We start from the raw sequence: 25,230 nt of genomic DNA on the forward strand, positions 1-25,230 counted from the left end.
AAATGGGCGACTTCATGATCGCGCTGGGCAATGTCCTGAGCGCGCAGATCCTGCTGACCATCCTGGCTTGCTCGCTGTTCGGCTTGTTCGTGGGGGCTATCCCCGGGTTGACGGCGACCATGGCCACGGCGCTGCTGGTGCCGCTGACCTTCTTCATGGATCCGATCCAGGCCATTGCGGCCATCGTGTCCGCCACGGTGATGACGATCTTCGCCGGGGACATCCCGGGCGCGCTGCTTCGCATTCCCGGCACGCCGGCTTCGGCCGCCTATACCGATGATGCCTACCTGATGGGCCGCCAGGGGCGCGCCGGCCTGGCGCTGGGAATCAATCTGATTTGCTCGGCAATAGGTGGCGTGCTCGCCGTGATCGTGGTCATGCAGTTTGCGCCGGCGCTGGCGCGGATCTCGCTGAATTTCACCAGCGACGAGTATTTCTGGCTGGCCCTGCTGGGCCTGTCCAGTGCCGTGCTGGTGGCGCGGGGCAGCCCCTTGAAGGGCAGCATTTCGTTGGGCCTGGGCCTGTTGCTCGGCATGATAGGGATCGACCGCGTGATGGGCGTACCGCGCCTGACCTTCGACAGCATGGACCTGGCCGCAGGCATCACGATTCTGCCGACGATGGTGGGCGTTTTCGCCGTCGCCGAGCTGCTGCGCAAGGTGCCGCTGCTGCGCCGTCCGCAATCCAGGCTCACGCCTTTGGAGGCCGGCCCCGTGTTCAAGGGAGCGGGGCCGCTGCTGTGGCGGTACAAGCGCTCGGCCGTCGGCGGCAGCATGACCGGCACGGTGATCGGCGTGCTGCCCGGCGCGGGCGCCGACATCGCGGCATGGATTTCCTACGCGATATCCAAGAAATTCTCCAAGACCCCCGAAAAGTACGGGACGGGACATCCCGAGGGCATCGTGGCCGCCAGCGCGTCCAACAACGCGGCGCTGACCGGCTCGTACGTCCCGGCGCTGGTGTTCGGCATTCCGGGCGATACCGTCACGGCCATCGTCATCGGGGTCCTGCTCATGAAAGGCATTACTCCCGGCCCGTTGGTGTTCATCAACGAGGCGCCGCTGGTGTATTCCCTTTACCTGGTGTTCATCATCGCCAGCTTGCTGATGATTCCCCTGGGCTGGCTGGCGGTGCGGGGGGCCGGCCGCGTCCTGTCCGTACCCAACGGCGTGCTCTATCCGCTCATCCTGATGTTTTGCATCGTGGGCGCCTATTCCGCCAACAATTCGCTTTTCGACGTATGGGTAATGCTGGCGCTCGGCCTGCTGGCCTATGTCATGGAGGAAAACGGTTTTCCCACGGCGCCGCTGATCCTTGCGCTGATCCTGGGGCCGGTCGTCGAGGAAAACTTCATGAAGTCGCTGATCAAGGCCGACGGCGACATGCTCATGTTCTTCGAGCGCCCGCTGGCCCAATGCCTGGGCGCGGCCACGCTGGCGATCTGGTCGGTGCTGATGTTCGGCGGGACGATCAAGCGTTTGATACGCGGCGCCCGGCGGCCCGCCGCGGCCTGATCCGCCCTTTCCTCATTCTTTACATCACGACGCGCACATCATGACTTTCTCCAAAGACGTATTCCAAGACAAGCGGGCGCTGGTGACGGGCGCCACCCAGGGCATCGGCGCCGCCATCGCCAACCGCCTGGCCGCGCTCGGCGCGCACGTAACGGCAGTGGGCCTGGACCACGGCGACGGCTCGCTGGACCCCGGTGTCCAGGTGCGCACCGCCGATGTCAGCCGCGGCCAGGACATCGACACGCTGTTCCAGGACATCGGCGAACTGGACATCGTGGTCAATTGCGCGGGCATCATCCGTCGCGGCGCCGAGCACGATCCTGCCGTGTTCGAGCAGGTGCTGGCGGTCAACCTGACCGGTACCATGCGGGTGTGCACTGCCGCGCGCGAACGCCTCAAGCCGCGCAGCGGGTGCATCGTCAACATCGCCTCGATGCTGAGCTTTTTCGGCGGCTCGCTCGTGCCGGCGTATTCCGCCAGCAAAGGCGGCGTCGCGCAGCTCACCAAGTCGCTGGCCCTGGCCTACGCGGTCGACGGCATTCGCGTCAACGCGGTCGCGCCGGGCTGGATCGCCACGCCGCTGACCCAGGCGCTGCAGGACGACCCTACCCGCTCCGGGCCCATCCTGTCGCGCACGCCGTTGGGCCGCTGGGGCACGCCCAAGGACGTGGCCGAGGCCGTAGCCTTCCTGTGCACGCCGGCCGCCGCCTTCATGACCGGGGTCATCCTGCCGGTCGACGGCGGCTATCTGGTCGCGTGAACCAGAGGCGGCGATAATGAAGCCCCGCTCCTTCGGGAGCCCGCGTTTGCACACGAACATGCCAGGCACGCAGTCCGCCCCCGAACCTCCTGTCGCGCAGATCGCCGGCACCGCGGCATTCTCCAAGTTTGTACACCTGATGCAGCTGGTTGCCGACACGCCCGAGCCCATGAGCGTGTCGGAATTGAGCAAGGCAAGCGGCTATCCCCGGCCCACCGTGTACCGAACGGTTGCCGCACTGCTGGCCGAGCGCCTGCTCGAGGAAAACCCCCGCACGGGCAAGCTGGCGCTTGGCCCGCGCCTGATCCAGCTCGCCAGCCGAAGCTGGGGGCGCTCCGAACTGCGGCTGGCCTCGGTCGAAGACCTCAAGCGGCTGCGCGACATCACCGGCGAGACCGTGCACCTGGCCGTGCCCAACGGACAGCACATGGTCTATATCGAGAAGCTCGAAAGCCCCAGCGCGGTGCGGATGAGTTCGCGCATAGGCACCAATGTCTCGATGCACTCCACCTCGGTGGGCAAGGCCTATCTCGCCATGCTCGACGACGCGGCGCGCGAGGCGGTGCTCGCGGCGCTGCCGCAGCCCTTTGCGCGCTACATGCCCAACACGATCGGCGATCTCCAGGCCCTGCGCGAGCAGCTCCAGCAAGTGCGCGCGCGCGGCTGGGCCGTCGATGACGAGGAGAACGAGGCCGGCATCTACTGCTTCGGCGCGCCCGTCTTCGGCGGGCGCGGCGTGCCGGTGGCGGCCATCAGCGTGAGCACGTTGCGGTTTCGCCAGAAGGAAGATCCCGAGCAGGCCTACGTCGCTCCTTTGCTGCGGGCCTGCCGGGCCATCTCGCAACGCATCGCCGATACGCCGGCGTTGTCGGCCACCGAAGCGCTCTGAATGCACGCCTAAGACCCCGGAGCCTAGGGCACCCGGGTGGCAGGCTGCACGGCCGCCGGCAGGCATGCCGGTGTGCCGTGCCGTCGCCGCGGCCCATCGCTAAAAAATAAAATCATTATCTTCTGAATTTACCGGAAGCAACTTGTTTTGACTTCCGCTCATCTCCACAATCGGCACTCCCTTCCCACGGCGCCGCCGGCCGGACGCCGTCCAAGATTCCAGAACGAGGAGATGACCCATGCCGACTCACGCCTTTTCCATCCCTTCCTGTCTTGCGCGCCTGGCCCGGGCGCGGCTGGGCCGACGGCTCGGCGGCCTTGCGATGGGCGCGGCCCTGGCCGGCGCGCCGGCCTTGCCCGCAGCGGCGGCCGACGGTTTCCCCAACAAGCCCGTACGGGTGGTGGTGGGCTTCGCGCCTGGCGGCGGCGCCGACGTAGTGGCGCGGCTGGTGGGCGCCAAGATGTCCAATGTGCTGGGCCAGCAGGTCGTGGTCGAGAACCGTCCGGGCGCGACAGGCACCATCGCCGCCGACAACGTGGCGCGTTCGCCGGCCGACGGCTATTCGATGTTCCTGGGCTCGCAATCGACCATGATCGTCGCGCCCAACATGTATCCCAACCTGGCGTTCGACCCGATCAAGGATTTCACGCCGATCTCGCAGATGGTCTCGATGCCGCTCGTGCTGGTGGTCAACCCGAACCTGGTCAAGGCCACGACCTTGGCCGAACTCACCGAGGAGCTCAAGCACAAGGGCGACGGCAACACCACTTACGCTTCGTCCGGCCAGGGCGGGCCGCAGCACATCGCCGGCGAGCTCTACAAGAAGATGATCGGCATGAACATCACCCACGTGCCGTACAAGGGCGAGTCCGCCGCCATTGCCGACGTGCTGGGCGGCCACGTTCCCTTCATGTTCGCCAACCTGCCGGTGGCCCAGCCCCACGTCGCCAACGGCCGGCTGCGCGCCCTGGCCATCACCAGCCTGGCTCGCAGCGAGAAGGTGCCCGAGATCCCCACCTTGCACGAGTCGGGTTTCAAGGACTTCGAGGTTCTGACCTGGTACGGTGTCTTCGCGCCGGCCAAGACCCCCGAGCCCGTGGTGGCCAAGCTGAGCGAATCCATCCTGCGCTCGCTCGAGGATCCGGACCTGCGCCGCAGTCTGGACGAGCAAGGCTTGACCATCATCGGCAGCACGCCCGCCGAGTTCGGCCGGATGCTGGAAACCGAGGCGCCGCGCTGGTCCAAGCTGATCAAGGAAATGGGCCTGCGTCCGGAGTGATTCCCCCGGGCCGGACCGGCACCGTCCGGCCCGCTTCTATGTTCGTTTCGAGGTTGTCATGATCGAGTTTTCCGAAAAGCGCGTCACCGGGCCGGTGATCCGCCTGCATTGCGCCGATAACGTGGTGGTGGCGCGCGTTCCCATCGGCCTGGGCACGGAGGTGCCGTCCGAGGGATTCACCAGCCGCAGCCAGGTGCCGGCGGGCCACAAGCTGGCCGCGCGCGACATCAAGGCCGGCGAGCCCATACTCAAATACAACGTCTGTATCGGCTTTGCCGCCACCGATATCGCGGCTGGCACCTACCTGCATTCGCACAACACCGATTTCCGGGAGTTCGACCGCGACTATGCGCACGGCCGGGACTACCGTCCCACGGTCCTGCTGCCCGAGGCCGAGCAGGCCAGCTTCCAGGGCATCGTGCGGGCCAACGGCCAGGTGGCCACGCGCAACTACATCGGCATCATCGCCACCGTGAACTGCTCGGCGACGGTGGTGCACCGCATCGCCGAGGCGTTCACCGCCGAGCGCCTGGCGGCCTATCCCAACGTGGACGGCGTCGTGGCCCTGAGCCACGGCATGGGCTGCGGCATGGAGATGTCCGGCGAGCCCATGGACCTGCTGCGCCGCACCATCGGCGGCTATGCGCGCCACGCCAACTTCGCCGCCGTGCTGGTCGTGGGCCTGGGCTGCGAGCGCAACCAGTTGAACCTGCTGCTGCAAGATCAGGGCCTGTCGCCCGATGCGCGCCTGCATGCCTTCGTCATGCAGGAAACCGGCGGCACCCGCAAGACCATCGAGGCCGGCGTGGCGGCCATCGAGAAGCTGCTGCCCCAGGCCAACGCCGTCGTGCGCCAGCCCGTGCCGGCGCGCCACCTGAAGATCGGCCTGCAGTGCGGCGGCTCGGACGGTTTTTCCTCCATCACCGCCAATCCGGCGCTGGGCGCGGCCATGGACATCCTGGTGCGCCACGGCGGCACGGCCATCCTGTCCGAGACGCCGGAGATCTATGGCGTCGAGCATACCTTGACCAGCCGCGCGCGCAGCCGCGAGGTCGGCGAAAAGCTGGTCGAGCGCATCCGCTGGTGGAAGCAGGAGTATTCGCCCGGGCGCGACGTGCAGATCAACGGCAAGGTCAGCCCGGGCAACCAGATGGGCGGGCTGGCCAACATCTTCGAGAAATCGCTGGGCTCGTCGATGAAAGGCGGCACCACGGGCCTGATGCAGGTCTACCGCTATGCCGAGCAGGTGGACCAGCCGGGCCTGGTGTTCATGGACACGCCGGGCTTCGATCCGGTGTCGGCCACCGGCCAGATCGCCGGCGGGGCCAACATCATCTGCTTTACCACCGGCCGCGGCTCGATGTTCGGCGCCAAGCCCGTGCCCTCGATCAAGCTGGCTACCAACACGCCGATGTACCAGCGGCTGGCCGAGGACATGGACCTGAACTGCGGGGAGATCCTGGACGGGACCGCCAGCATGCAGGAAATGGGGCAGCGGATCTTCGAGAAGATCCTGCGGGTGGCCTCGGGCGAGCGTTCCAAGAGCGAAGCGCTGGGCCTGGGCGACCATGAGTTCGTGCCCTGGAATATCGGCGTGGTCAGCTAGGCGGTCCGGGCCGGCGCCAGGATCCTAAAATCGCGGGGATCCGCCATGCTGCCCTGGGAGCTGCTTTGGACACCCGTTACGTACAGAGTTTTGTCGCCGTGGTCGAAAGCGGCTCGCTGGCCGAGGCGGCGCGCCGGCTGGACCTGACCCCGGCCGCCATCGCGGCCCGGGTGCGCTCGCTCGAGCAGGACCTGGGGGTGCCGCTGGTCAAGCGCGCCGGCCGGCATGTGCGGCCGACCGCGGCCGGGCTCAAGATCCTGGCGCGGGCCCGCTCGGTGGTGCGCGAGGTCCGCGACCTGCGGGCCAGCGCCAGCGACGATGCGCCGCTGGGCGAATTCCGCCTGGGCGTCTCGACCTCGGCGCTGACCGGCCTGCTGCCGCCCGTGCTGCGCCGGCTGTACGCCCGCCACCCCCGGCTGGCGGTCTTTGTCGAGCCGGGCACCTCCAGCCACCTGTATCGCCAGGTCACGCAGGGCGTGCTGGACGCCGCGCTCATCGTGCAGCCGCAGTTCGTCCTGCCCAAGGGCTACGAATGGCGCCTGCTGGCTGAGGAAGCGCTGGTGGTGCTGGCCCCGCTGCGCCATGCCGGGCGCAATCCCCACGCCCTGATGGCCGAAGAACCCTTTATCCGCTATGACCGGGACACCTGGGGCGGGCGCATGGCCGACCGCTATCTGCGCCAGCACGGCATACGCCCGCACGAGCGCCTGGAGATCGACGCCATGCCGGCCATCGCCGCGATGGTGGCCGAAGGCCTGGGCGTGTCGCTGATCCCGGACTGGGCGCCGGCCGGGCTGGCCACGCTGCCGGTGCTGCGGCTGCCCTTGCCCGGGCCGCCGCCGGTGCGCCGCATGGGCCTGCTGTGGGCGGCCGGCGCGCCGCACGCGGCGATGGCGCAGGCCTTTCTGGAGGCCGCCACGGCGGCCCGCGGCGGCGAGTAGCCCGCGGGCGCGCGCCCGGGCCGGCGGCCTGAGCGCGCTTATCCAGCCAGCATGGCCGCGTTGGGTACCGTAAAGCCCACCTTGTCCAGCCCTTGCTGCAGCGCCTGGCGCTGCTCGGCGGACAGCTCGACCAGGGGCGCGCGCACATTGGCCCAGGCCGGATCGCCGGATTTCCAGGCCAGCGCGGCCTTCATCGCCGGGATCATGGGGAACTGCTGGAAGACGTTGCGCGTGGTGACCAGCGCCGCTTGCTGGGCATCGGCGTCATCCTGCTGCCAGGTCCTGTACAGCTGCACGATGGGGCCGGGGTTGACGTTGCCCGTGGCGGTGATGCAGCCCACGCCGCCGGCGCGCAGCGTGCGCAGCAGGAAGGCCTCGCTGCCGGCGAACACCTGGAAACCCTGCGGGGCGAAGCGTTCGATCATGGCCTGGGTGTTGTCCCAGTCGCCCGAGCTGTCCTTCACGCCGGCGATGATGCCCGGATAGGCGCGCAGCAGGCGCTCGATGAGCGCCAGGCTGATGGGCACCTGCGCCACCGGCGGGATGTGGTACAGGAACACGCGCAGGCGCTCGTCGCCCACGGCCTCGATCACCTGCGAGAAATAGCGGAACAGGCCTTCGTCGCTCACGCCCTTGTAGTAGAAGGGCGGCAGCATCAGCACGCCGGCCGCGCCGGCCTGCACGGCATGGCGGGTCAGCTCGACCGCATCGCCCACCGCGCAGGCGCCGGTGCCGGGCATCAGGCGCTGGCGTTCGATGCCGGCCTGCAGCAGCGCGTCGATCAGCGAACGTTTCTCGGCCACCGTCAGCGAGTTGGCTTCGGAGTTGGTGCCGAAGATCGACAGCCCCACGTCCTGGGAGAGTAGCCACTGGCAGATGTTGACCAGGCGCTTGGCGCAGGGCTTGCCGGCGTCGGTGAAGGGCGTGAGTACGGGCGAGTAGACGCCGCAGAGGCGGTCGGAGGCGGTCATGAGTCTGTGTCCCCAGGTTTTTTTACGGACTGGAGATTCTCGCATCCGCCAGGGCCGGGTGGGCGCAAGCTTTCGTGGGTTCAGACCATAAAATTGTTATGTTCCCGCGATGCGCGGGTCCTCCTGGATCCCGCGCCGCCGCCAATAGACGTCGCCGCATCCTTGCGCGGCATTGAGCGCGCGGGCCAGCACGAACAGCAGGTCCGAGAGCCGGTTCAGGTACTGGCGCGGCGGCGCCGGCAGGGGCTCGGCCGCATGCAGGGCCGCCACGCTGCGCTCGGCGCGCCGGCATACGGCGCGCGCCACGTGCGCCTGCGCCGCGGCGGGCGCGCCGCCGGGCAGGATGAACTCCTTCAAGGCGGGCAAGGCCGCGTTGTAGTGCGCCAGCCGCTCGTCCAGGAAGGCGACGTGGGCCGCGCCCAGGGCGGTGTGGCCGGGGATGCACAGCTGCGCGCCCAGGTCGAACAGGTCGTGCTGCACGGCGCTCAGGTCGGCGTCGATGCCGGCCGGCAGGCCCGGCTGCGCGCGCAGCAGGCCCAGCACGCTGTTCAGTTCGTCGACCTCGCCCAGCGCCGTGACGCGCAGGCTGTGCTTGGCCGTGCGGCTGCCGTCGCCCAGGCCGGTGGTGCCGTCATCGCCCGTGCGCGTGGCGATGACCGAAAGGCGGTTGCCCATGGAAAAGTCCCGTAGCAGTGATGGCTGGCGATTGGGCTATTCTATCGGCACGCATGCGCCGGCGTGCGCGCCGCCGAGGGGCGCCGCGCGCGGCGGCGCCAGGAGGACGCAATGGTAAAACGTAGCTACTTGATCGCCGCCACGGGCGTGGCCCTGGCAGCCGTGCTGCTCAGCACGATGATTCCCTTGCGCGCGCAGGCCGCCGAGCCAGCCACCCAGCCGGCGGCCGCCAGCGCCTCGGCCAGCGGCGAGGTGCGCCGCGTCGACGCGGCCGGCGGGCGCATCACCATCAAGCACGGCGAAATCAAGGCGCTGGACCTGCCGGCCATGACGCTGGTGTACCAGGCCGACCCCGCCCTGCTGGCCAAGGTCAAGCCCGGCGACCAGATCCGCTTTACCGCCGCCCGCCAGGGCACCAGCTACGTCGTGACCGAGATCCACTAAGGGCCGCGCCGGCCCTGCTACAGCACGTAGCGGGCCAGGTCCTGGCTGCCGGCCGTCTCGGCCAGCTTGTCGTTGACGTAGGCCGCGTCGATGCGCACCGTCTGGCCGTTGCTGCTGGCCGCATCGAAGGACAATTCCTCCAGCAGCTTTTCCATCACGGTGTAGAGCCGGCGCGCGCCGATGTTCTCGGTGCGCTCGTTCACCTCGAAGGCCAGCTCGGCCAGGCGCTGCACGCCCTCGTCGGTGAATTCCAGTTCCACCCCCTCGGTCTGCAGCAGGGCCTTGTACTGCTTGGTCAGCGAGGCGTCGGTGTCCGACAGGATGCGCACGAAGTCGGCCGCGGTCAGCGATTCGAGCTCCACGCGGATGGGAAAGCGCCCCTGCAGCTCGGGGATCAGGTCCGAGGGCCGCGACAGGTGGAAAGCCCCCGAGGCGATGAACAGGATATGGTCGGTGCGCACCATGCCGTAGCGCGTGTTCACCGTGGTGCCCTCGACCAGCGGCAGCAGGTCGCGCTGCACGCCCTGGCGCGACACGTCCGCCCCGCTGGCTTCCTGGCGCGCGGCGATCTTGTCGATCTCGTCCAGGAACACGATGCCGTTCTGCTCGACGTTCTGCAGGGCGGCCGTGCGCAGGTCTTCCTCGTTGATGCGCTTGGCCGCCTCTTCCTCGACCAGCAGCTTGAAGGCTTCCTTGACGGTGATCTTGCGCGGCTTTTTCTTGTCGCGCGCCAGGCCGGCGAACATGCCGCGCAGCTGCTCGGCCATCTCTTCCATGCCCGGCGGCGTCATGATGTCCATGTGCTGCGGCGCCTGGGACAGTTCGATCTCGATCTCGGTCTGGTCCAGCTGGCCTTCGCGCAGGCGCTTGCGGAAAGTCTGGCGCGCGGTGTTTTCCTCGCGCTGCGGCGTGCCGTCGGCGTTGCGGGGCGGCGGGATCAGCACGTCCAGGATGCGGTCCTCGGCGGCGTCCTCGGCCTGGCTGCGCACGCGGCGCATCTCCAGTTCGCGGGTCTGCTTGATCGAGAACTCGGCCAGGTCGCGGATGATGGTGTCCACGTCGCGGCCCACGTAGCCCACCTCGGTGAACTTGGTGGCCTCGATCTTGATGAAGGGCGCGTTGGCCAGCTTGGCCAGGCGGCGCGCGATCTCGGTCTTGCCCACGCCGGTCGGGCCGATCATCAGGATGTTCTTGGGGTGGATCTCGTTGCGCAGCGGCTCGGGCACCTGCTGGCGGCGCCAGCGGTTGCGCAGCGCCACGGCCACCGCGCGCTTGGCGCGGTTCTGGCCGACGATGAACTTGTCGAGTTCCGAGACGATTTCCCGGGGGGTCATGGTGGAGGCGGACATGGCGGTCTCTGGATGGGGCGGGGCGGCGGCACGCCGGCGCGGGCGGGCTGGCGGCCGGTGGCTGGGCGGCGTCAGTCGCCCAGCGTTTCGACGATGTGGTTCTGGTTGGTGTAGATGCAGAGGTTGCCGGCGATCTCCAGCGATTTCTTGACGATCTCCTGGGGCGCCAGCCCGGTGTTCTGCAGCAGGGCCAGGGCCGCCGAATGCGCGTACGAGCCGCCCGAGCCGATGGCGGCGATGCCGTGCTCGGGCTCGAGCACGTCGCCGTTGCCGGTCAGCACCAGCGTGTGCTCGCGGTCGGCCACGATCAGCATGGCCTCGAGCCGGCGCAGCACGCGGTCGGTGCGCCAGTCGCGCGTGAGCTCGACGGCGGCGCGCAGCAGGTTGCCCTGGTGCTTTTCCAGCTTGGCCTCGAAGCGTTCCTGCAGGGTGAAGGCATCGGCCGTGGCGCCGGCGAATCCGGCCAGGATCTTGTCGTTGTACAGGCGGCGGATCTTGCGGGCCGTGCCCTTGATGACGACATTGCCCAGCGTGACCTGGCCGTCGCCACCCAGGGCGACCTGGTCGCCGCGCCGCACGCAAAGGATGGTGGTGGCGTGAAATTGTTCCATGATCGTTATCGTAGTGGCATTAAGCAATGAGATGGGGACCGCCGAGCCGAAGTTCAAGGCGCCCGCGCGCCGGCCGCGTCAAAGAAAACGGACCGTGCCGCGCTGGCGCGGTGACGGTCCGTTCATGGTGCTGGGCTGGGCAGGGCCCGGGCGTAAGGAAGATCCGGTCAGTCGCCGAACATCTTCTGGCGCATTTCGCGCCGCTCCTGCGCTTCGAGCGACAGGGTGGCGGTGGGGCGGGCCAGCAGGCGCGGGATGCCGATGGGTTCGCCGGTTTCCTCGCACCAGCCGTACTCGCCGCTTTCGATGCGGGCGATGGACTGCTGCACTTTCTTGAGCAGCTTGCGCTCGCGGTCGCGGGTGCGCAGTTCGAGCGCGTGCTCTTCCTCGATGGTGGCGCGGTCGGCCGGGTCGGGGACGAACTGCGTCTCGCGCAGGTGCTCGGTGGTTTCGCCGGCGTTGTTCAGGATGTCCTGTTCGAGCTGGCGCAGGCGTTCACGAAAGAAATTCAGCTGCCGTTCGTTCATGTAGTCCGAATCGGGCATGGCCAGCAGTTCTTCTTCGGTCGGCAGGTCGATCACCGACGAGTCGTTCGCCGATTTGCTGGGTTTCTTGGTTGCTGCCTTGGTAGCCATGAAAGCACTCCGTCTAGATTATCTGGCGGGCGGGCATTGCACCGGATGTCGCGGCGCCGATGTTACCCCACCAGGCACTGCTCCAATCCCCGGGTAAAAATCTCCTGGGGCAGCTTGCGGCCGATAAACACCATCTTGGTGGCCTTTTTCTCCTGCGTGGTCCAGGCCTTGCCGGGCTCGGCGCCCATCATCATGTGCACCCCCTGGAACAGCATGCGGCGATTGACGCCCTTGATGTACAGGATGCCCTTGTAGCGCAGCAGGTCGGGACCGTAGACCTGAACCAGACCGCCCAGGAATTCCTCCAGGCGCTCCGGATCGAAAGGTTTGTTCGAGCGGAACACGAAAGCGCCGATCTCGTCGTCGTGGTGATGATGAGGGTGCCCGTGGTGGTCGTGCCCGCAATGGGGGCCGCACTCGTGGCCCTCGTGTTCGTGCTCGTGAGCGTGGTCGTGGTGGCCGTGGCCGTGCCCATGGTCATGGCCGTGCGCCGCATCGGGGTGCTCGTCGGCCAGGAACTGCGGGTCGATGTCCAGGATGGTGTTCAGGTTAAAGCCGCTGATGTCGAGGATGCGGCTCAGGTCGGCCTGGCCGAAATGCACCGGCTCGATGGACGCCCGCGGGTTGATGCGCACCAGGCGGCGGCGCAGGGCCTCGTAGTCGGCCTCGTTGACCAGGTCTTTCTTGGACACCAGGATGCGGTCGGCAAAGCCCACCTGCTTCTGGGCTTCTTCCTGGGCGTCCAGCGTCTGCATGCCGTGCTTGGCGTCGACCACGGTGACCACCGCGTCCAGGCGGTAGTACTCGGCGATGTCGTCGTCCATGAAGAAGGTCTGGCAGACCGGGCCGGGGTTGGCCATGCCGGTGGTCTCGATGATGACGCGCTCGAACTGCACCTGGCCGGCCTGGCGCTTGGTGCGCAGGTCGTTCAGGGTGTTCATGAGGTCGCCGCGCACCGTGCAGCACACGCAGCCGTTGGACAGCTCGATGATCTGCTCTTCGCTGTCCTGCACCAGCAGTTCGTTGTCGATGCTCTCGGGCCCGAACTCGTTTTCGATCACGGCGATGCGGCGGCCGTGGTATTCGGTCAGGATGCGCTTGAGCAGGGTGGTCTTGCCCGCACCGAGAAAGCCGGTCAGGATCGTGACGGGAACCATCTGGTCGAGGCTGCGGGGGGTGTTCATGGCTGGCAATACCTACGGAATACGGTCCGGCCCGGCCCCGGGGGCATGTGGCACCCGAAGCGGTGCGCGGACCGCCCGGCCGGCGCCCGCAAAAGGCGGTGCCGTGCTGGGCGAACGCCGGATTACATCACAGCCCGCCGCCGGCGGCAAACCTCTTTTGTTGCGGCGTGTACCGGACAATACGGCGCTGAAACAAACCTGTTCAGGGGGCGTAACGCGACGATGCCGCGCCGGCCCGAGTGGCCTAGATGGGGGCGTGAAGAGGATTTTGCAAGGGGCCGGCAAGGCGGCCGGCGATGCTGCCCCGCGACGGCGCCGGTCCGTGCGGCGGCGCTAGTGGGAGTGCGCGTGGAAATGGTGCTCGTGCGGCTGCTGCTGGCATTGCGGGCACAGCGCGCGGATCTCGGTCTCGTGGGTGGCCGGCACATATCCGGTATGGCTGATGCGTTCGGCCAGCATGCGGTTGATTTCGGGGTCGGATAGTTCGGCCACGGTTCCGCAGCAAGTGCACACTACCAGCAAGTCGTGCGGCTGGCCTTCCGCATGCTGGCAGGCGCTCCAGGCGTTGACCGCATCGAGGCGGTGGATCAGCCCTTCCTCGACGAGGAAATCGAGCGCCCGGTAGACCGTGGGCGGCGCCGCGCCGGGATGCACGGCCCGCATTTCCTCGAGCAGCTCGTAGGCCTTCAGGCTGCGCTGCTGGCGCAGCAGCAGTTCAAGCACCTTGCGGCGGATGGGGGTCAAGCGCCGGCCGCGCTCGGCGCAGAGCGTCTCGGCCACCTGCAGGCGGGCGGCTACGGAATCGGAGCGCGGACGGCGGGATGAGGACATGGGGGCGGAAGTCCGGACGGTTTGGGCGATTCTACCGCGTGGGTGCGCCGTGCCGGGATCGCGCCGCACATGATGGTTATGTTATAACGTTCTATATGTCTGTCAAGCCGCGCGTTTCTTCTCCCATGCCGCCGTCTCCCGCTTTTTCCGGTCCGCCCCGCCGTGCCGTCCGTCCCCGGCTGGCCGATTCGGCCAGGCAGCGCATGCTGGCGGCGGCTGTCCTGTGCGCCGCGCTTTGGGCATTGGTGGCCTGGGCCATGGGCGCCCTGTCCGCATGAGGCGGCAAGCTTGTCCCGCCACCGGCGGGGGATCCGGGCCGCGTGTGGCGCCGGAGCAGGCGGCGGCCAGCCTGCAGGCGGTCAGCCTGGGCTGGCCGGGGCGCGTCGTCGCCGCCGGCCTGACGGGCGATTTCGCCGCCGGCTCGCTGACCGCCGTGGCCGGCCCCAACGGGGCCGGCAAATCCACCCTGCTCAAGACGCTCATGGGCGAGCTTGCGCCTGTGTCGGGCACCGTCCGCCTGGCGCCGCGTCATGCCGCCTCGCGCGCCTGGCTGCCGCAGGCCGCCCGGCTGGACCGCAGCTTCCCGCTGCGCGTCATCGACGCGGTGCTGATGGGCGCCTGGCATCGGGTGGGCGCCTGGCGGCGCATGCCCGCCGGCGAATGGGAGCGGGCCTGGGAAGCCCTGGAGGCGGTGGGCCTGCAGGATTGCGCCGACCGCTCGCTGCAGGCGCTTTCGGGCGGACAGTTCCAGCGGGTGCTGTTCGCGCGGCTGCTGGTGCAGGACGCCAGGCTGCTGCTGCTGGACGAGCCGTTTGCCGCCGTGGACCGCGCCACGGTCCAGGTGCTGATGGCGGTGATCTCGCGCTGGCACGCGCAGGGCCGCACCGTCATTGCCGTGCTGCACGACCTGGCCCTGGTGCGCCAGGCCTTCCCGCAGACGCTGCTGCTGGCGGGGGGCGCGGCGGCCTGGGGCGATACCGCCCAGGTGCTGGATGCCTACGCCCGCCAGTCGAGCGTGGAGTGGCTGGCGTGACGCTTTACGAGGCGCTGCTCTCGCCTTTCCTGGATTTCGGCTTCATGCGCCGGGCGCTGGCCGGCAGTCTCACGCTGGCCGCGGCCTGCGCGCCGCTGGGGGTGTTCCTGGTGCTGCGCCGCATGAGCCTGATGGGCGATGCCTTGGCGCACGCCATCCTGCCCGGCGTGGCCGCGGGTTTCCTGGTCTCGGGGCTGTCGCTGGGCGCCATGCTGGCCGGCGGCCTGGCCAGCGGCCTGGCGGTCGCGCTGCTGGCCGGCTTCGTGGCGCGGCGCACGCCCTTGCGCGAGGACGCCAGCTTTGCGGCCTTCTACCTGATATCGCTGGGCCTGGGCGTGCTGCTGGTATCGCTGCGCGGCTCCAGCATGGACCTGCTGCACCTGCTGTTCGGCACGGTGCTGGGCCTGGACGACGACGCGCTGTACCTGGTGGCCGTCAGCGCCACCATCACCTTGCTGGCGCTGGCCGCCTGTTATCGCCTGCTGGTGGCCGAGTGCATGGACCCGGGATTCGCGCGCGCAGTGGGCGCGGCTGGCGGATGGGCGCACATGGGGTTCCTGTGCCTGGTGGTGCTGAACCTGGTGGCCGGCTTCCAGGTGCTGGGCACCTTGATGGCGGTGGGGCTGATGATGCTGCCGCCTGCCGCCGCGCGCTTCTGGTGCGCCACGCTGGATCGCCAGCTTGCGCTATCCATGGCGCTGGGCATGAGCGCCTGCGTGCTCGGGCTGCTGCTTTCCTTCCATCTGAACGTGCCGGCCTCGGCCGCCATCATCCTGACCGCCGGCCTGTTCTACGCGCTGTCGGTGGCGGCCGGGCCCCAGGGCGGGCTGCTGCGCCGGCGCGGGCCTTCCTCGACCCTTGGAGACTTGCCATGAAATCGTTGTCCTTGCCCTCGATCCCGCGGCGCGGCGCGCTTGCCGCCCTGGCGCTGGCCCTGTCCGGCGTCCTGCTGGCCGGGCCTGCCGTGGCCGAGCCGCTGAAAGTGGTGACCAGCTTTTCCATCCTCCAGGACATCACCGAACAGGTAGGCGGGCCGGACGTCTCGGTGCAGACGCTGGTCGGACGCGGGGGCGATGCGCATGCCTACGAACCCACGCCGGCCGACGCCCGCAAGCTGGCCGACGCACAGGTGCTGGTGGTCAACGGGCTGGAATTCGAGGCCTGGCTGCCCCGCCTGACCCGGTCGGCGGGTTTCGCCGGCCAGACCATCGTGGCCAGCGCCGGCATCGAGCCGCTGCGCTTCGCGGGGCACGGCCATGACCACGACCACGGCCATGACCATGATCACGACCACGATCACAGCCACGGCCATGACCACGGCAAAGGCCATAAGCATGAACACGGCAAGGATCACAAGCATAGCCACGGACATGGACACAGCCACAGCCACGGCCACGATCACGGCCACGCGCACGGCGAATGGGATCCGCATGCCTGGCAGGACCCGCGCCTGGGCGCGCGCTATGCGCTGAACATCGCCCAAGGGCTGGCCCAGGCCGACCCGGCCAATGCACAGGCCTATCGCGAGCGCGCGCAAGCCTACGCCGGCAGGCTCTCGGCGCTGCACGAGCGGCTGGCGCAGGCCTTCCAGGCCCTGCCTGCCGAGCGGCGGCGGGCCGTCGTCTCGCACGAGGCCTTTGCCTATTTCGGCCGTGCTTACGGCCTGACGCTGATGGCGGTCGCGGGAGTCTCCACGCAGGCCGAGCCTTCGGCCGCGGACATGGCGCGCCTGATCCGGCAGGTCAAGGAAAAGCAGGTGCCGGCGGTCTTTGTCGAGAACGTTTCCAGCCCCAGGCTGGTCGAACAGATCGCGCGCGAAACGGGCGCGAAAGCGGGTGGTACGCTGTATTCGGACGCCTTGTCCGAGGCGGGACAACCCGCCGCCACCTATCTGGATCTGCTCGAATGGAACGCTTCACGATTCCTGGAGGCCTTGCGCCCTTGATGCTGCTTGCCGCCCTGTTGCTGCCCTGGCGCGCCCATGCGCATCCGCACATGTGGATCGACGCGCGCGCCACCATCGTCTTCGACGAGCAGGGCCGCATGACGGCGATCGATCAATACTGGCTCTTCGACGAAATGTTCTCGGTCTATGCGATGCAGGGCCAGGCGCGCGACAAGCAGGGCAACTATCCGCCAGCCGTGCTGCAAAGCATGGCCCAGGACTGGATCCAGGCCCTGGGCGTGCCCGAGAGCCATTACTTCACGCGGGTCACCGTGGGGGGGCGCTCGCTGCCTTTCGGCACGCCGCGCGATGCCCGCGTGCATTGGGACCAGGCCTCCTCGCGCCTGGCGCTGTCCTTCGTGCTGCCCCTGGCCGAGCCGCTGCCGCCCGGGCCGCTGCAGGCCGACGTGGACATCTATGACCCGACCTTCTTCGTGGCCTACGCCTTCGAGGACGAGACCGTGCGCATCGCGCCGGCGCAGGCCGGCTGCGCGGTGGCCTACCGGCCGCCGCGCGAGCTCGACTGGAAGACCATGCAGCAGCTGGCCGAGATCCCGCCCGACCCGGATCCCAGCGTCCTGCCCGAAGAGCTTTTCGCCATCACCAAGTCCCTGACCCATCGCCTAGAAGTCCGATGCTCCTGACGCTCCCGCCGCCGCGCCTGCTGCGCTGCGCCGTGCTGGCCATGCTGCTGGTCCTGCCGGGGCTGGCGCTGGCGCAGTCCTCCCACCCCTTTGGCGTGCCCGAAACCACGACGGCGGGCACAGGCGGCTGGCTCTCCGGCTTTTATGCGCAGATGTCGGCCTGGCAGGCGCATTTCTACCGTCAATTGACCGGCGCGCTGCGCGCCTGGCAGCAAGACCCTTCGGCGGGCTGGCTGCTGGCCGGGCTGTCGTTCGCCTATGGCGTGTTCCATGCCCTGGGGCCCGGCCACGGCAAGGCCGTGATCTCTTCCTACGTGCTGGCCAACCGCCAGACCGTGCGCAACGGCGCCTTGCTGGCCCTGGCCTCGGCCATGGTCCAGGCGCTTACCGCCATCGTGCTGGTCACCGTGGCCGGCCTCATCCTGAACGTGACCGGCGCGGTGATGAACCGCGCCACCTGGTGGCTGGAAACCGGCTCGTACCTGCTGGTGCTGTTGCTGGGCCTGTGGCTGACCTGGCGGCGGGCGCTGCTGCCGCTGCTGCGCGCGCTGGGCCGGCGCAGGCTGCATGCCGGGCGCAACGAAGCGGCGCTTGCCTGGACGCAGGCTGGGCATCGTCACGACGGCGGCGGCATGCATCACGGCCACCACCACCACCATGACCACGGCCACCACCATGACCACCAGTATGGCCACCACCACCACGGCCACAGTCACGGTCACGACGAGCATTGCGGCTGCGGACACGCCCACATCCCCGATCCTTCCCAGATCGCCGGGCGGCTGGACTGGCGGCGCGCCTGGACTGCCGTGCTGTCGGTGGGCTTGCGGCCCTGCACCGGCGCCATCATCGTGCTGGTGTTCGCGCTGTCGCAGCAGTTCTACTGGGCCGGCATTGCCTCGGCGCTGGCCATGGGGCTGGGCACCGGCCTGACCGTCGCCGCCCTGGCGGGCGCCACGCTGGTGGCCGGCAATCTTACGGTGCGCCTGGGTGGGCGGCAAAGCGCCTGGGCAGCGCGCCTGCGCGTGGGCATCGAGGCGGGCGCGGCGCTGCTCGTGCTGGCCCTTGGGCTGCTGCTGCTGGGCGGCAAGCTGGCGGCGTAGCGGCCTGGCTTTGCGTGCGGCGCACCGCCGCAAGGGCACGGCTATCGAACCAAATACTGTTATGTTATATCATTTCGGTCTTTGTTCGTCCCCGTTCCGGAAGGATTTGCCATGCGTGGTTCCCTGCATCCCCTGGCCGCGGCGCTTGCCGTGGCCTATTGCCTGCCGGCCGGCGCCCAGCAGGCCGCCGCCCGGGCGCCAGCGCCCGCCGTGCAGCTCGCGCCCGTCACGATCTCGGCCAGCGCCCTGGATACCGAGCTGGAGAGCACGGCCACGCCCGCCATCAAGCTGCAGGGCCAAGCGCTGCGCCTGCGCCGCCAGCCCACGCTGGGCGATACGCTCGATGGCGAGCCGGGCATCCATTCCGACACCTTCGGCGGCGGCGCCAGCCGGCCGGTGATACGCGGCCAGACGGCGCCGCGGGTCCGCGTGCTGTCCGACGGCTCGGAACTGATGGACGCCTCGGCGGTGTCGCCCGACCATGCCGTGACGGTCGAGCCCATGCTCTCGCAAAGCATCGAGGTGCTGCGCGGGCCGGCCACGCTGCTGTATGGCGGCGGCGCCATCGGCGGCGTGGTCAATGTGCTGGACCGGCGGATCCCCACGGCCGTGCCCGAGCGCGGCTTCGAGGGCGAGGCCGAAGTGCGCGGCGCCACCGGCACGGGCGAGCGGGCCGGCGCGGTGGGCATCACCGCCGGCAGCGGCAGGCTGGCCGTGCGCATCGAAGGCATGAAGCGCGAATCGGACGACTACCGCGTGCCCGACTGGAGCAGCCGGCGCCTGGAAGGCTCCTACAGCCGCAGCGGCTCGGGCAGCATCGGCGTGTCCTGGGTGACGCCGCGCGGCTATACCGGCGTGTCCTACACCTATCTGGATTCGCGCTACGGCTTGCCCGGGCACAGCCACGACTACGAAAGCTGCCATCCGCACGGCGACCACCTGCATTGCGGCGGCCACGACCATGATCATGGCCACGGCCATGGCCACGGCGGCCATGACGAGGAACACGGCCACGATCACGACCATGACCACGCCCACGAACACGGCGTGCCCTATGTGAAGCTGCGCAGCAACCGCGGCGACCTGCGCGGCGAATACCGCGATCCCTTCGCCGGCTTCGAGAGAATCCGTTTCCGGGCCGGCCTGACCAGCTATCGCCATGACGAGATCGAGGACGGCGAGGTGGGCACGCGCTTTACCAACCGCGGCTATGACGGGCGGGTGGAGCTGACCCACAAGCCGCTGGCAGGCTGGCGCGGCGTGATCGGCGTGCAGGGCGCGCGCAGCGACTTCGGCGCCGAGGGCACCGAGGGCTTCCTGCCCGAGAGCCGCACGCGCAGCGCCGGCGTTTTCCTGCTGGAGGAATACCGCCTGGGCGATTGGCGCTTCGAGGCCGGCGCGCGCCAGGACTGGCAGCGCATCTCGCCCGAGCAGGGCGATGCCAAGCGCCATCGCGCCACCTCGCTGTCGGCCGCGGCGATCTGGGAGTTCGCCCCGCAATACGCCATCGCCCTGTCGGTGTCGCGTTCGCAGCGCATGCCCACGGCGCAGGAGCTGTACGCCGACGGCATCCACCTGGCCACCAATACCTACGAGATCGGCAACCCGGACCTGGACCGCGAGACCTCGCGCAACATCGACCTGACGCTGCGCAAGACCGAAGGGGCCACCACCTTCAGCATCAGCGCCTTCCACAATCGGGTCAAGAACTACATCTACGCCCAGACCCTGGACCGCTACGAGGATTTCCGCCTGATCGAATACGCCCAGCACGACGCGGTCTTCAACGGCGTGGAGGGCGAGGTGCGCCATCGCTTCACGCCGGTGTATTCGGCGGCGGTGTTCGGCGACTACGTGCGCGGCAGGTTCACCGGCGACGCGGGCAACCTGCCGCGCATCCCGGCCATGCGCGCCGGGGTGCGGCTGAACGCCGACTGGGCCCAATGGGGGGCGGGGCTGGAGTTCTCGCGCATCTTCCGCCAGTCCAAGGTGTCGGACTACGAGGACGAGACCGGCGGCTACAACCGGCTCGACGCCGTGGTGACCTATTCCACGCAGCTGGCCGGGGCCGACACGCAGGTGTACCTGCGCGGCACCAACCTGCTGGACAAGCTGGCCTACAACCACGCCTCGTTCATCTCGCGCGCCGCGCCCCTGCCCGGGCGCAGCGTGCTGCTGGGCGTGCGCACGGCGTTCTAGCGCCTTGGGGCCCGTGGACGGCCCCTAGCCTTCGCGCTTGCGGGCGGCCCGCGGATGGGCCTGGTCGTAGGCGCGCGCCAGGTGCTGGAAGTCCAGCCGGGTATAGATCTGCGTGGTGGAGATGTTGGCGTGGCCCAGCATGTCCTGCACGGCGCGCAGGTCTTGCGCCGACTGCAGCACGTGGCTGGCGAAGCTGTGGCGCAGCACGTGCGGGTGCACATGCGCCGGCAGGCCCGCCGAGACCGCCAGCCTGGCAAGCTGCGCCTGCACCACGCGCGGCGCGATGCGCCGCCCGCGCGCGCCCAGGAAGAGGGCGGCGGCATCGTCCTCGCCCGCGCCGGGCGCCAGCAGGGCGGGCCGCTCGGCCAGCCAGCGTTCGATGGCCTGCGCCGCGGCCTTGCCCACCGGCACGGCGCGGCGCTTGCCGCCCTTGCCCAGCACCAGCACCTCGGATTCGGCCAGGTTGATCCAGCCGCGCGACTCGTAGCCGGGCACGCGCCGGTACGACACGTCCAGGCTGGTGAGTTCGGACAGCCGCAAGCCGCTGGAGTAGAACAGCTCGAACATGGCGTGGTCGCGCCGCGCCAGCGCGTCGTGGCCCTGGCGGGCGCCGGCGTGATCGAGCAGCCCCATGGCCTGCTCGACGGACAGCGCCTTGGGCAGCGAACGCGGCGCCTTGGGCGCGCGCAAGCCGTCGGTGGGATTGGCGGGCATGCCGGCTTGCGGCGCCCACCACTTGAAGAAGCCGCGCCAGGCCGACAGGGTGCGCGCCAGGCTGCGCGGGCTCATGCCCTGGCCATGCAAGCGGGCCAGGTACTGGCGCAGCTGCGCGGCACCGAGCTGCTCGGGCGGCGTGCCGCCGGCAAACTCGGCGAGCTTGGCCAGGTCGCGCGTGTAGCCCTGCAAGGTGTGCGCCGAATAGCGCACCGTCTTGGACAGGTGTTCCAGCCAGCGCGTCATGCTTTCGGGCAGGCTGGCCATGGCCGTCAGTCCGCCGCGGGGCGCAGCCGGCGCAGCGCCGCGCTGGCCAGCTCGCCGATCTGGTCCAGGAAGTCCGTGCCCATATCCGGCACGAAGCGCTCGGCGTCCTCGGCCGCCAGGACCAGCAGGCCGATGGCCGGCTCCCCGGCCTGCGGACGCAGCGCCACGATGGCCAGCGAACCGGGCTTGGCGGCCAGCCATTGCGCCGCCTCGAAGCCGGTATCGGTGCCGCAATAGGGCTGCTTGAGCGTGTCGGCGAAGGCGCGGCAATCTTCCGAGACCGGCTGGCCGGCCGGATCGTGCTCGGCCGGCGCCACCGGGCCCCAGACCCGCAGCGCCGCTTCCTGCAAGCCGAAGAGCTCGGCCAGGCCCAGGGTGATGGCCGCCGGCAGGCGGCTGGCGTCGGCCTCGGCCAGCAGGCGCAGGCTCCATTGATGCAGCCGCTTGCCGATGGTTTCGTTGGCCGTGGCGTTGTGCACCAGCGCGCCCAGGCGCAGCTCGAGTTCGCGCTGGCGCTCGCGCAGGGCGACGATCTGGCGCTCGCCCAGCGAGATGGCGCGGCTTTGGTGCGGATGCGGCACTTCCAGCGTGGCGAAGACGTCGGCGTGGTCCGACAGGAAGCTGGGATGGGCCTGCAGGAAACGGGCAACGGTCTCGGCGGTCAGCGCGTCGGGGGTCATGAGGGCAGGGTCCTTCTACTGTGCCGCGGGGGCGGAGGGGGTCGCGGGGGCGCGCACGGCGTCAGCGCGCATCGGGCAGGCTGGCCACCAGTGCGTCGATGTCCAGCGTGCCGGTAAAGACGGTGGTGGCCGGGCCCGTCATGCGCAACTGCCGGCCGTCCCAATCGATGTCCAGCCGCCCGCCGCGCGTGTGCACCGCCACCGGGGAGTCCAGCAGGCCGCGGCGGATGCCGGCGGCCACCGCGGCGCATGCGCCGGTGCCGCAGGCCAGGGTTTCGCCCGCGCCGCGTTCGTAGACGCGCAGGCGCAGCGTGTGGCGGTCGAGCACCTGCATGAAGCCGGCGTTCACGCGCCGTGCAAAGCGCGGATGCGACTCGATGTAGGGGCCCTGGACGGCTACCGGCGCCCGGTCCACGTCCTCGACCAGCTGCACCGCGTGCGGGTTGGAGATGGCCACCAGCGACAGCCAGGCCGAGTCGCCGGTCCGGGCGGCCTCGCCTTCCAGGGGCAGCTGCCACAGCGTGTCGTGGTGTTCGGTGCGCCAGGCCAGGCCGGCCGGGTCGAAGGGCAGGGCCTGGGGCTCGAAGCGGGTCTGGCCCATGTCGACGGTAACGCGCCCGTCGGCGGTTTCGTCCAGCACGATGATGCCGGTGGCGATCTCGGCGCGCAGCGGGTTGCGGTCGGACAGGCCCTGTTCGTGCACGAAGCGCACGAAGCAGCGCGCGCCGTTGCCGCAGTGCTCGACCTCGCTGCCGTCGGCGTTGAAGATGCGGTAGCGGAAATCGGCGTCCGGGCGCGTGGCCGGCTCGACCAGCAGGATCTGGTCGGCGCCCACGCCCAGGTGGCGGTCAGCCAGCGCGCGCGCGCGCGCCGGCGTCATCTCGATGGCGGCGCGCACGCCGTCCAGCACGACGAAGTCGTTGCCGGCACCGTGCATTTTGGTGAAGGTCCAGGTCATCGGGGGATTATCGCCTACTTGCCGGCGCCGCTGTAGTGCCGGTTCGGCCGGGGCGGCCTAGTAGAGCTTGGGCTGCCCCGCCGGACGCGTCTTGAAGCGCCGGTGCACCCAGTAATACTGCGCCGGCATGCGCAGCACCCATTGCTCGAGCAGGGCGTTCAGGCGCGCGGTGGCGGCTTCGGCGTCCTGCTCGCCGGGAAAGTCCTCCAGCGGCGGCAGCACTTCGATGTGATAGCGGCCCGTGGCCGCGTCCCAATGGCTGAGCACGGGCAGCACCGGCAGCTGCCAGGTGCGGGCGATCTGCGCGGTGGACGGCATGGTGGCCGCCGGCACGCCGAAGAACGGCACGAAGACCGCGCCCTTGCGGCCCAGGTCCATGTCGGGCAGGTAATAGATGGGGCGGGCCGCGCGGATGTGGCGCAGCAGGCTGCGCACGCCGTCGCGCCGGCTGACCAGGTGCACGTCGTTAAAGCGCGTGCGCCCTTCGCGCACGATGGCGTCGACGGCCGGATCGCTTTGCGGCGCGTACATGGTGGCGCCCGAGGGGCATTGCATGGTCAGGCGCGAGGCCGCCGCGTCCAGGCCGATGAAGTGCGGCGCCAGCAGGATGCACGACTGGCCGGCGTCCAACTGGCGCTGCAGGTGCTCGTAGCCCGAGAGCGCGACCATCTCGCGCACCTTTTCGGGCGGCGCATACCAGAGCACGCCGCGGTCCACCACCGATTGCGCCAGCGCGTGGAAATGCTCGCGCAGCAAGGCCTCGCGCCGGGCTTCGGACATCTGCGGAAAGCACAGCTCCAGGTTGCGGCGCGCCACCTTCACGCGCGGCCTGACGCAGCGGTAGGCCAGCGCGCCCAGCCAGCGGCCCAGCCGCAGGCGGGCGGCCGGGCGCATGCGGCCGAAATGGCGGAACAGCGCGCGCAGGGCGCGGTACTTCAGGCCGCGGGCGGCCGCGGGGGAGACGCCTTGGCTCATGCCTGCTCCCGTCCCGGGCCATGTTCGCGCCCTTGGCCGGGTTCCTGCCCGGCTGCCCGCGCCGCGCCGGGCAGCCCGGGCGCGGGCGGCGCGCCCTTGGGCGTCTTGTAGCGGTGGTAGCCCCACAGGTACTGCTCGGGAAAGCGGCGGATCAGCGTTTCCATGGTCTGGTTGATGAGCGCGGCCTGCGCCTGCGGCGAGTCGGGCAGCGGCTCGGGCACGCGCACATAGTGCATGCGCCAGCCTTGTCCGCGCGGCAGGCGCTCGCCGGCCACCAGGATGACCGGCACCCGGGTCTGGGTGGCCAGCTTGCCAGGCAGGGTGACCGAATAGGCCATGCGGCCGAAGAAGGGCGCCCAGACGCCTTCGCCTACGCCCGGGGCCTGGTCCGGCAGCATGCCGATGGCCTGGCCGGCGCGCAGCGCGCGCACGAAGGCGCGCACGCCGGCCTGGGTGGCGGGCACCACCTGCAGGCCCTCGGCCTGGCGCGCCACCTGCATGATGGGCGCCAGCGCCGCCTTGCGCGGCGGGCGGAACATGACGGTGAGCGGCGCGATGCGCGCCACGTAGCGGGCGGTGATCTCGAAGCAGCCCAGGTGCGGCGTCAGGTACAGGATGCCGCGGCCCTCGTCGCGCACGGCCTGCACCATGGCCTCGTCGTCGCTGACGACCTGCGCCAGGCTCCGCTCGCCGCGGAACCACACGCGGGCCAGCTCCAGGATCATGGCGCCGGTTTCGCCGGCCGCGCGGCGGGCGAAGGCCGGGTCGTCGTAGCCGGCCTGCGCCGCGTTGGCGCGCAGGCGGTCGCGGTACTTGCCCGGCAGGGCATAGACCAGCCTGCCCAGTCCGCGCCCCAGCCCTTGCAGCCAAGGCAAGGGCAGGCAGGCAAGCAGGCGGAACAGGGCTAGCAGCATCGGCAGGATCCGGGAGGGGCCGCAGCAAGGGTGCGGCGGGCCGGCGAGCCGGCGGCCGGCTCCTGCGGCAAGAACGCGACAACATGACATTTTCGCTTAAAATGGCTCC

Annotated in this window: 25 protein-coding genes; 13 read left to right on the plus strand and 12 right to left on the minus strand. The window is 69.6% G+C overall.

Features of this window, described 5'->3' with window-relative positions; genetic code table 11:
* Positions 1–2 precede the first annotated feature (2 nt).
* From V8Z80_RS06430 to V8Z80_RS06455, 6 genes are all read left to right on the plus strand, one after another.
* Positions 3–1,514 carry a tripartite tricarboxylate transporter permease gene (locus V8Z80_RS06430; protein ID WP_336061413.1) on the plus strand — a complete coding sequence of 504 codons (1,512 nt, stop codon included), beginning with the start codon at positions 3–5 and terminating at the stop codon, positions 1,512–1,514.
* Positions 1,515–1,554: 40 nt separating this feature from the next.
* The gene (locus V8Z80_RS06435) at positions 1,555–2,274 is read left to right on the plus strand and encodes an SDR family NAD(P)-dependent oxidoreductase (protein WP_336061414.1); all 720 of its coding nucleotides are present in this window, start codon (positions 1,555–1,557) and stop codon (positions 2,272–2,274) included.
* Between the two features lie 58 nt (positions 2,275–2,332).
* Complete coding sequence (locus V8Z80_RS06440; RefSeq protein ID WP_155195058.1) at positions 2,333–3,163, plus strand: IclR family transcriptional regulator; 831 nt, start codon at positions 2,333–2,335, stop codon at positions 3,161–3,163.
* Positions 3,164–3,401: 238 nt separating this feature from the next.
* Positions 3,402–4,442 carry a Bug family tripartite tricarboxylate transporter substrate binding protein gene (locus tag V8Z80_RS06445; protein ID WP_155195057.1) on the plus strand — a complete coding sequence of 347 codons (1,041 nt, stop codon included), beginning with the start codon at positions 3,402–3,404 and terminating at the stop codon, positions 4,440–4,442.
* Between the two features lie 58 nt (positions 4,443–4,500).
* Positions 4,501–6,048 (plus strand): UxaA family hydrolase, encoded by a 1,548-nt coding sequence (locus tag V8Z80_RS06450; RefSeq protein ID WP_155195056.1) that lies wholly within the window; start codon positions 4,501–4,503, stop codon positions 6,046–6,048.
* Between the two features lie 65 nt (positions 6,049–6,113).
* Positions 6,114–6,989, plus strand: coding sequence for a LysR family transcriptional regulator (locus tag V8Z80_RS06455; RefSeq protein ID WP_336061415.1), 876 nt, complete (start codon positions 6,114–6,116; stop codon positions 6,987–6,989).
* Between the two features lie 38 nt (positions 6,990–7,027).
* Here V8Z80_RS06455 and V8Z80_RS06460 read toward each other — a convergent pair whose 3' ends face one another.
* Positions 7,028–7,960 carry a dihydrodipicolinate synthase family protein gene (locus V8Z80_RS06460; RefSeq protein ID WP_336061416.1) on the minus strand — a complete coding sequence of 311 codons (933 nt, stop codon included), beginning with the start codon at positions 7,958–7,960 and terminating at the stop codon, positions 7,028–7,030.
* A 96-nt stretch (positions 7,961–8,056) separates the two neighbouring features.
* The gene (locus V8Z80_RS06465; RefSeq protein WP_336061417.1) at positions 8,057–8,635 is read right to left on the minus strand and encodes a cob(I)yrinic acid a,c-diamide adenosyltransferase; all 579 of its coding nucleotides are present in this window, start codon (positions 8,633–8,635) and stop codon (positions 8,057–8,059) included.
* A 111-nt stretch (positions 8,636–8,746) separates the two neighbouring features.
* Here V8Z80_RS06465 and V8Z80_RS06470 point away from each other — a divergent pair, with 111 nt between their 5' ends.
* Positions 8,747–9,079 carry a copper-binding protein gene (locus V8Z80_RS06470; RefSeq protein WP_442951946.1) on the plus strand — a complete coding sequence of 111 codons (333 nt, stop codon included), beginning with the start codon at positions 8,747–8,749 and terminating at the stop codon, positions 9,077–9,079.
* Between the two features lie 17 nt (positions 9,080–9,096).
* On the opposite strand, the gene hslU is transcribed toward V8Z80_RS06470, so the two are convergent.
* From hslU to V8Z80_RS06495, 5 genes are all read right to left on the minus strand, one after another.
* Positions 9,097–10,428: an ATP-dependent protease ATPase subunit HslU gene (gene hslU, locus V8Z80_RS06475; RefSeq protein WP_336061418.1), complete on the minus strand. Its 1,332-nt coding sequence runs from the start codon at positions 10,426–10,428 to the stop codon at positions 9,097–9,099.
* A gap of 71 nt (positions 10,429–10,499) precedes the next feature.
* Positions 10,500–11,039 (minus strand): ATP-dependent protease subunit HslV, encoded by a 540-nt coding sequence (hslV, locus tag V8Z80_RS06480; protein WP_155197500.1) that lies wholly within the window; start codon positions 11,037–11,039, stop codon positions 10,500–10,502.
* 167 nt (positions 11,040–11,206) lie between these two features.
* Positions 11,207–11,674, minus strand: a complete 468-nt coding sequence (gene dksA, locus V8Z80_RS06485) for an RNA polymerase-binding protein DksA (protein WP_336061419.1) — start codon at positions 11,672–11,674, stop codon at positions 11,207–11,209.
* A gap of 62 nt (positions 11,675–11,736) precedes the next feature.
* On the minus strand, positions 11,737–12,858 hold the full coding sequence (locus V8Z80_RS06490; protein ID WP_336061420.1) for a CobW family GTP-binding protein: 1,122 nt from the start codon (positions 12,856–12,858) through the stop codon (positions 11,737–11,739).
* 333 nt (positions 12,859–13,191) lie between these two features.
* On the minus strand, positions 13,192–13,689 hold the full coding sequence (locus V8Z80_RS06495; RefSeq protein ID WP_155197149.1) for a Fur family transcriptional regulator: 498 nt from the start codon (positions 13,687–13,689) through the stop codon (positions 13,192–13,194).
* Positions 13,690–14,011: 322 nt separating this feature from the next.
* On the opposite strand from V8Z80_RS06495, the gene V8Z80_RS06500 reads away from it, so the two are divergent.
* The 6 genes from V8Z80_RS06500 to V8Z80_RS06525 all read left to right on the plus strand — a co-directional run bounded on the left by V8Z80_RS06500 (position 14,012) and on the right by V8Z80_RS06525 (position 20,613).
* On the plus strand, positions 14,012–14,722 hold the full coding sequence (locus V8Z80_RS06500; RefSeq protein ID WP_336061421.1) for a metal ABC transporter ATP-binding protein: 711 nt from the start codon (positions 14,012–14,014) through the stop codon (positions 14,720–14,722).
* The gene (locus V8Z80_RS06505) at positions 14,719–15,597 is read left to right on the plus strand and encodes a metal ABC transporter permease (protein WP_336061422.1); all 879 of its coding nucleotides are present in this window, start codon (positions 14,719–14,721) and stop codon (positions 15,595–15,597) included. Before V8Z80_RS06500 ends, V8Z80_RS06505 begins: the two co-directional genes overlap by 4 nt.
* Positions 15,594–16,667, plus strand: a complete 1,074-nt coding sequence (locus tag V8Z80_RS06510; RefSeq protein WP_336061423.1) for a metal ABC transporter solute-binding protein, Zn/Mn family — start codon at positions 15,594–15,596, stop codon at positions 16,665–16,667. Before V8Z80_RS06505 ends, V8Z80_RS06510 begins: the two co-directional genes overlap by 4 nt.
* A gap of 50 nt (positions 16,668–16,717) precedes the next feature.
* Positions 16,718–17,311: a DUF1007 family protein gene (locus tag V8Z80_RS06515; RefSeq protein ID WP_336061582.1), complete on the plus strand. Its 594-nt coding sequence runs from the start codon at positions 16,718–16,720 to the stop codon at positions 17,309–17,311.
* The gene (locus V8Z80_RS06520; protein ID WP_442951947.1) at positions 17,302–18,414 is read left to right on the plus strand and encodes a nickel/cobalt transporter; all 1,113 of its coding nucleotides are present in this window, start codon (positions 17,302–17,304) and stop codon (positions 18,412–18,414) included. The genes V8Z80_RS06515 and V8Z80_RS06520 overlap by 10 nt, the downstream gene beginning before the upstream one ends.
* Before the next feature lie 111 nt (positions 18,415–18,525).
* Entirely contained in the window at positions 18,526–20,613 is a 2,088-nt protein-coding gene (locus V8Z80_RS06525) for a TonB-dependent receptor domain-containing protein (protein ID WP_336061424.1), read from the plus strand.
* Between the two features lie 24 nt (positions 20,614–20,637).
* Here V8Z80_RS06525 and xerC read toward each other — a convergent pair whose 3' ends face one another.
* The 5 genes from xerC to V8Z80_RS06550 form a co-directional block, all read right to left on the minus strand.
* Positions 20,638–21,594 carry a tyrosine recombinase XerC gene (gene xerC, locus V8Z80_RS06530; protein ID WP_336061426.1) on the minus strand — a complete coding sequence of 319 codons (957 nt, stop codon included), beginning with the start codon at positions 21,592–21,594 and terminating at the stop codon, positions 20,638–20,640.
* A 5-nt stretch (positions 21,595–21,599) separates the two neighbouring features.
* Positions 21,600–22,274 carry a DUF484 family protein gene (locus tag V8Z80_RS06535; RefSeq protein WP_155197156.1) on the minus strand — a complete coding sequence of 225 codons (675 nt, stop codon included), beginning with the start codon at positions 22,272–22,274 and terminating at the stop codon, positions 21,600–21,602.
* 61 nt (positions 22,275–22,335) lie between these two features.
* On the minus strand, positions 22,336–23,232 hold the full coding sequence (gene dapF / locus V8Z80_RS06540) for a diaminopimelate epimerase (RefSeq protein ID WP_336061427.1): 897 nt from the start codon (positions 23,230–23,232) through the stop codon (positions 22,336–22,338).
* Between the two features lie 57 nt (positions 23,233–23,289).
* On the minus strand, positions 23,290–24,207 hold the full coding sequence (locus V8Z80_RS06545; RefSeq protein ID WP_155197436.1) for a lysophospholipid acyltransferase family protein: 918 nt from the start codon (positions 24,205–24,207) through the stop codon (positions 23,290–23,292).
* Complete coding sequence (locus V8Z80_RS06550) at positions 24,204–25,121, minus strand: lysophospholipid acyltransferase family protein (protein ID WP_155197438.1); 918 nt, start codon at positions 25,119–25,121, stop codon at positions 24,204–24,206. Before V8Z80_RS06550 ends, V8Z80_RS06545 begins: the two co-directional genes overlap by 4 nt.
* Positions 25,122–25,230 lie beyond the last annotated feature (109 nt).

This window comes from Orrella sp. JC864 (assembly GCF_037026685.1).
Taxonomy (GTDB): domain Bacteria; phylum Pseudomonadota; class Gammaproteobacteria; order Burkholderiales; family Burkholderiaceae_B; genus Orrella.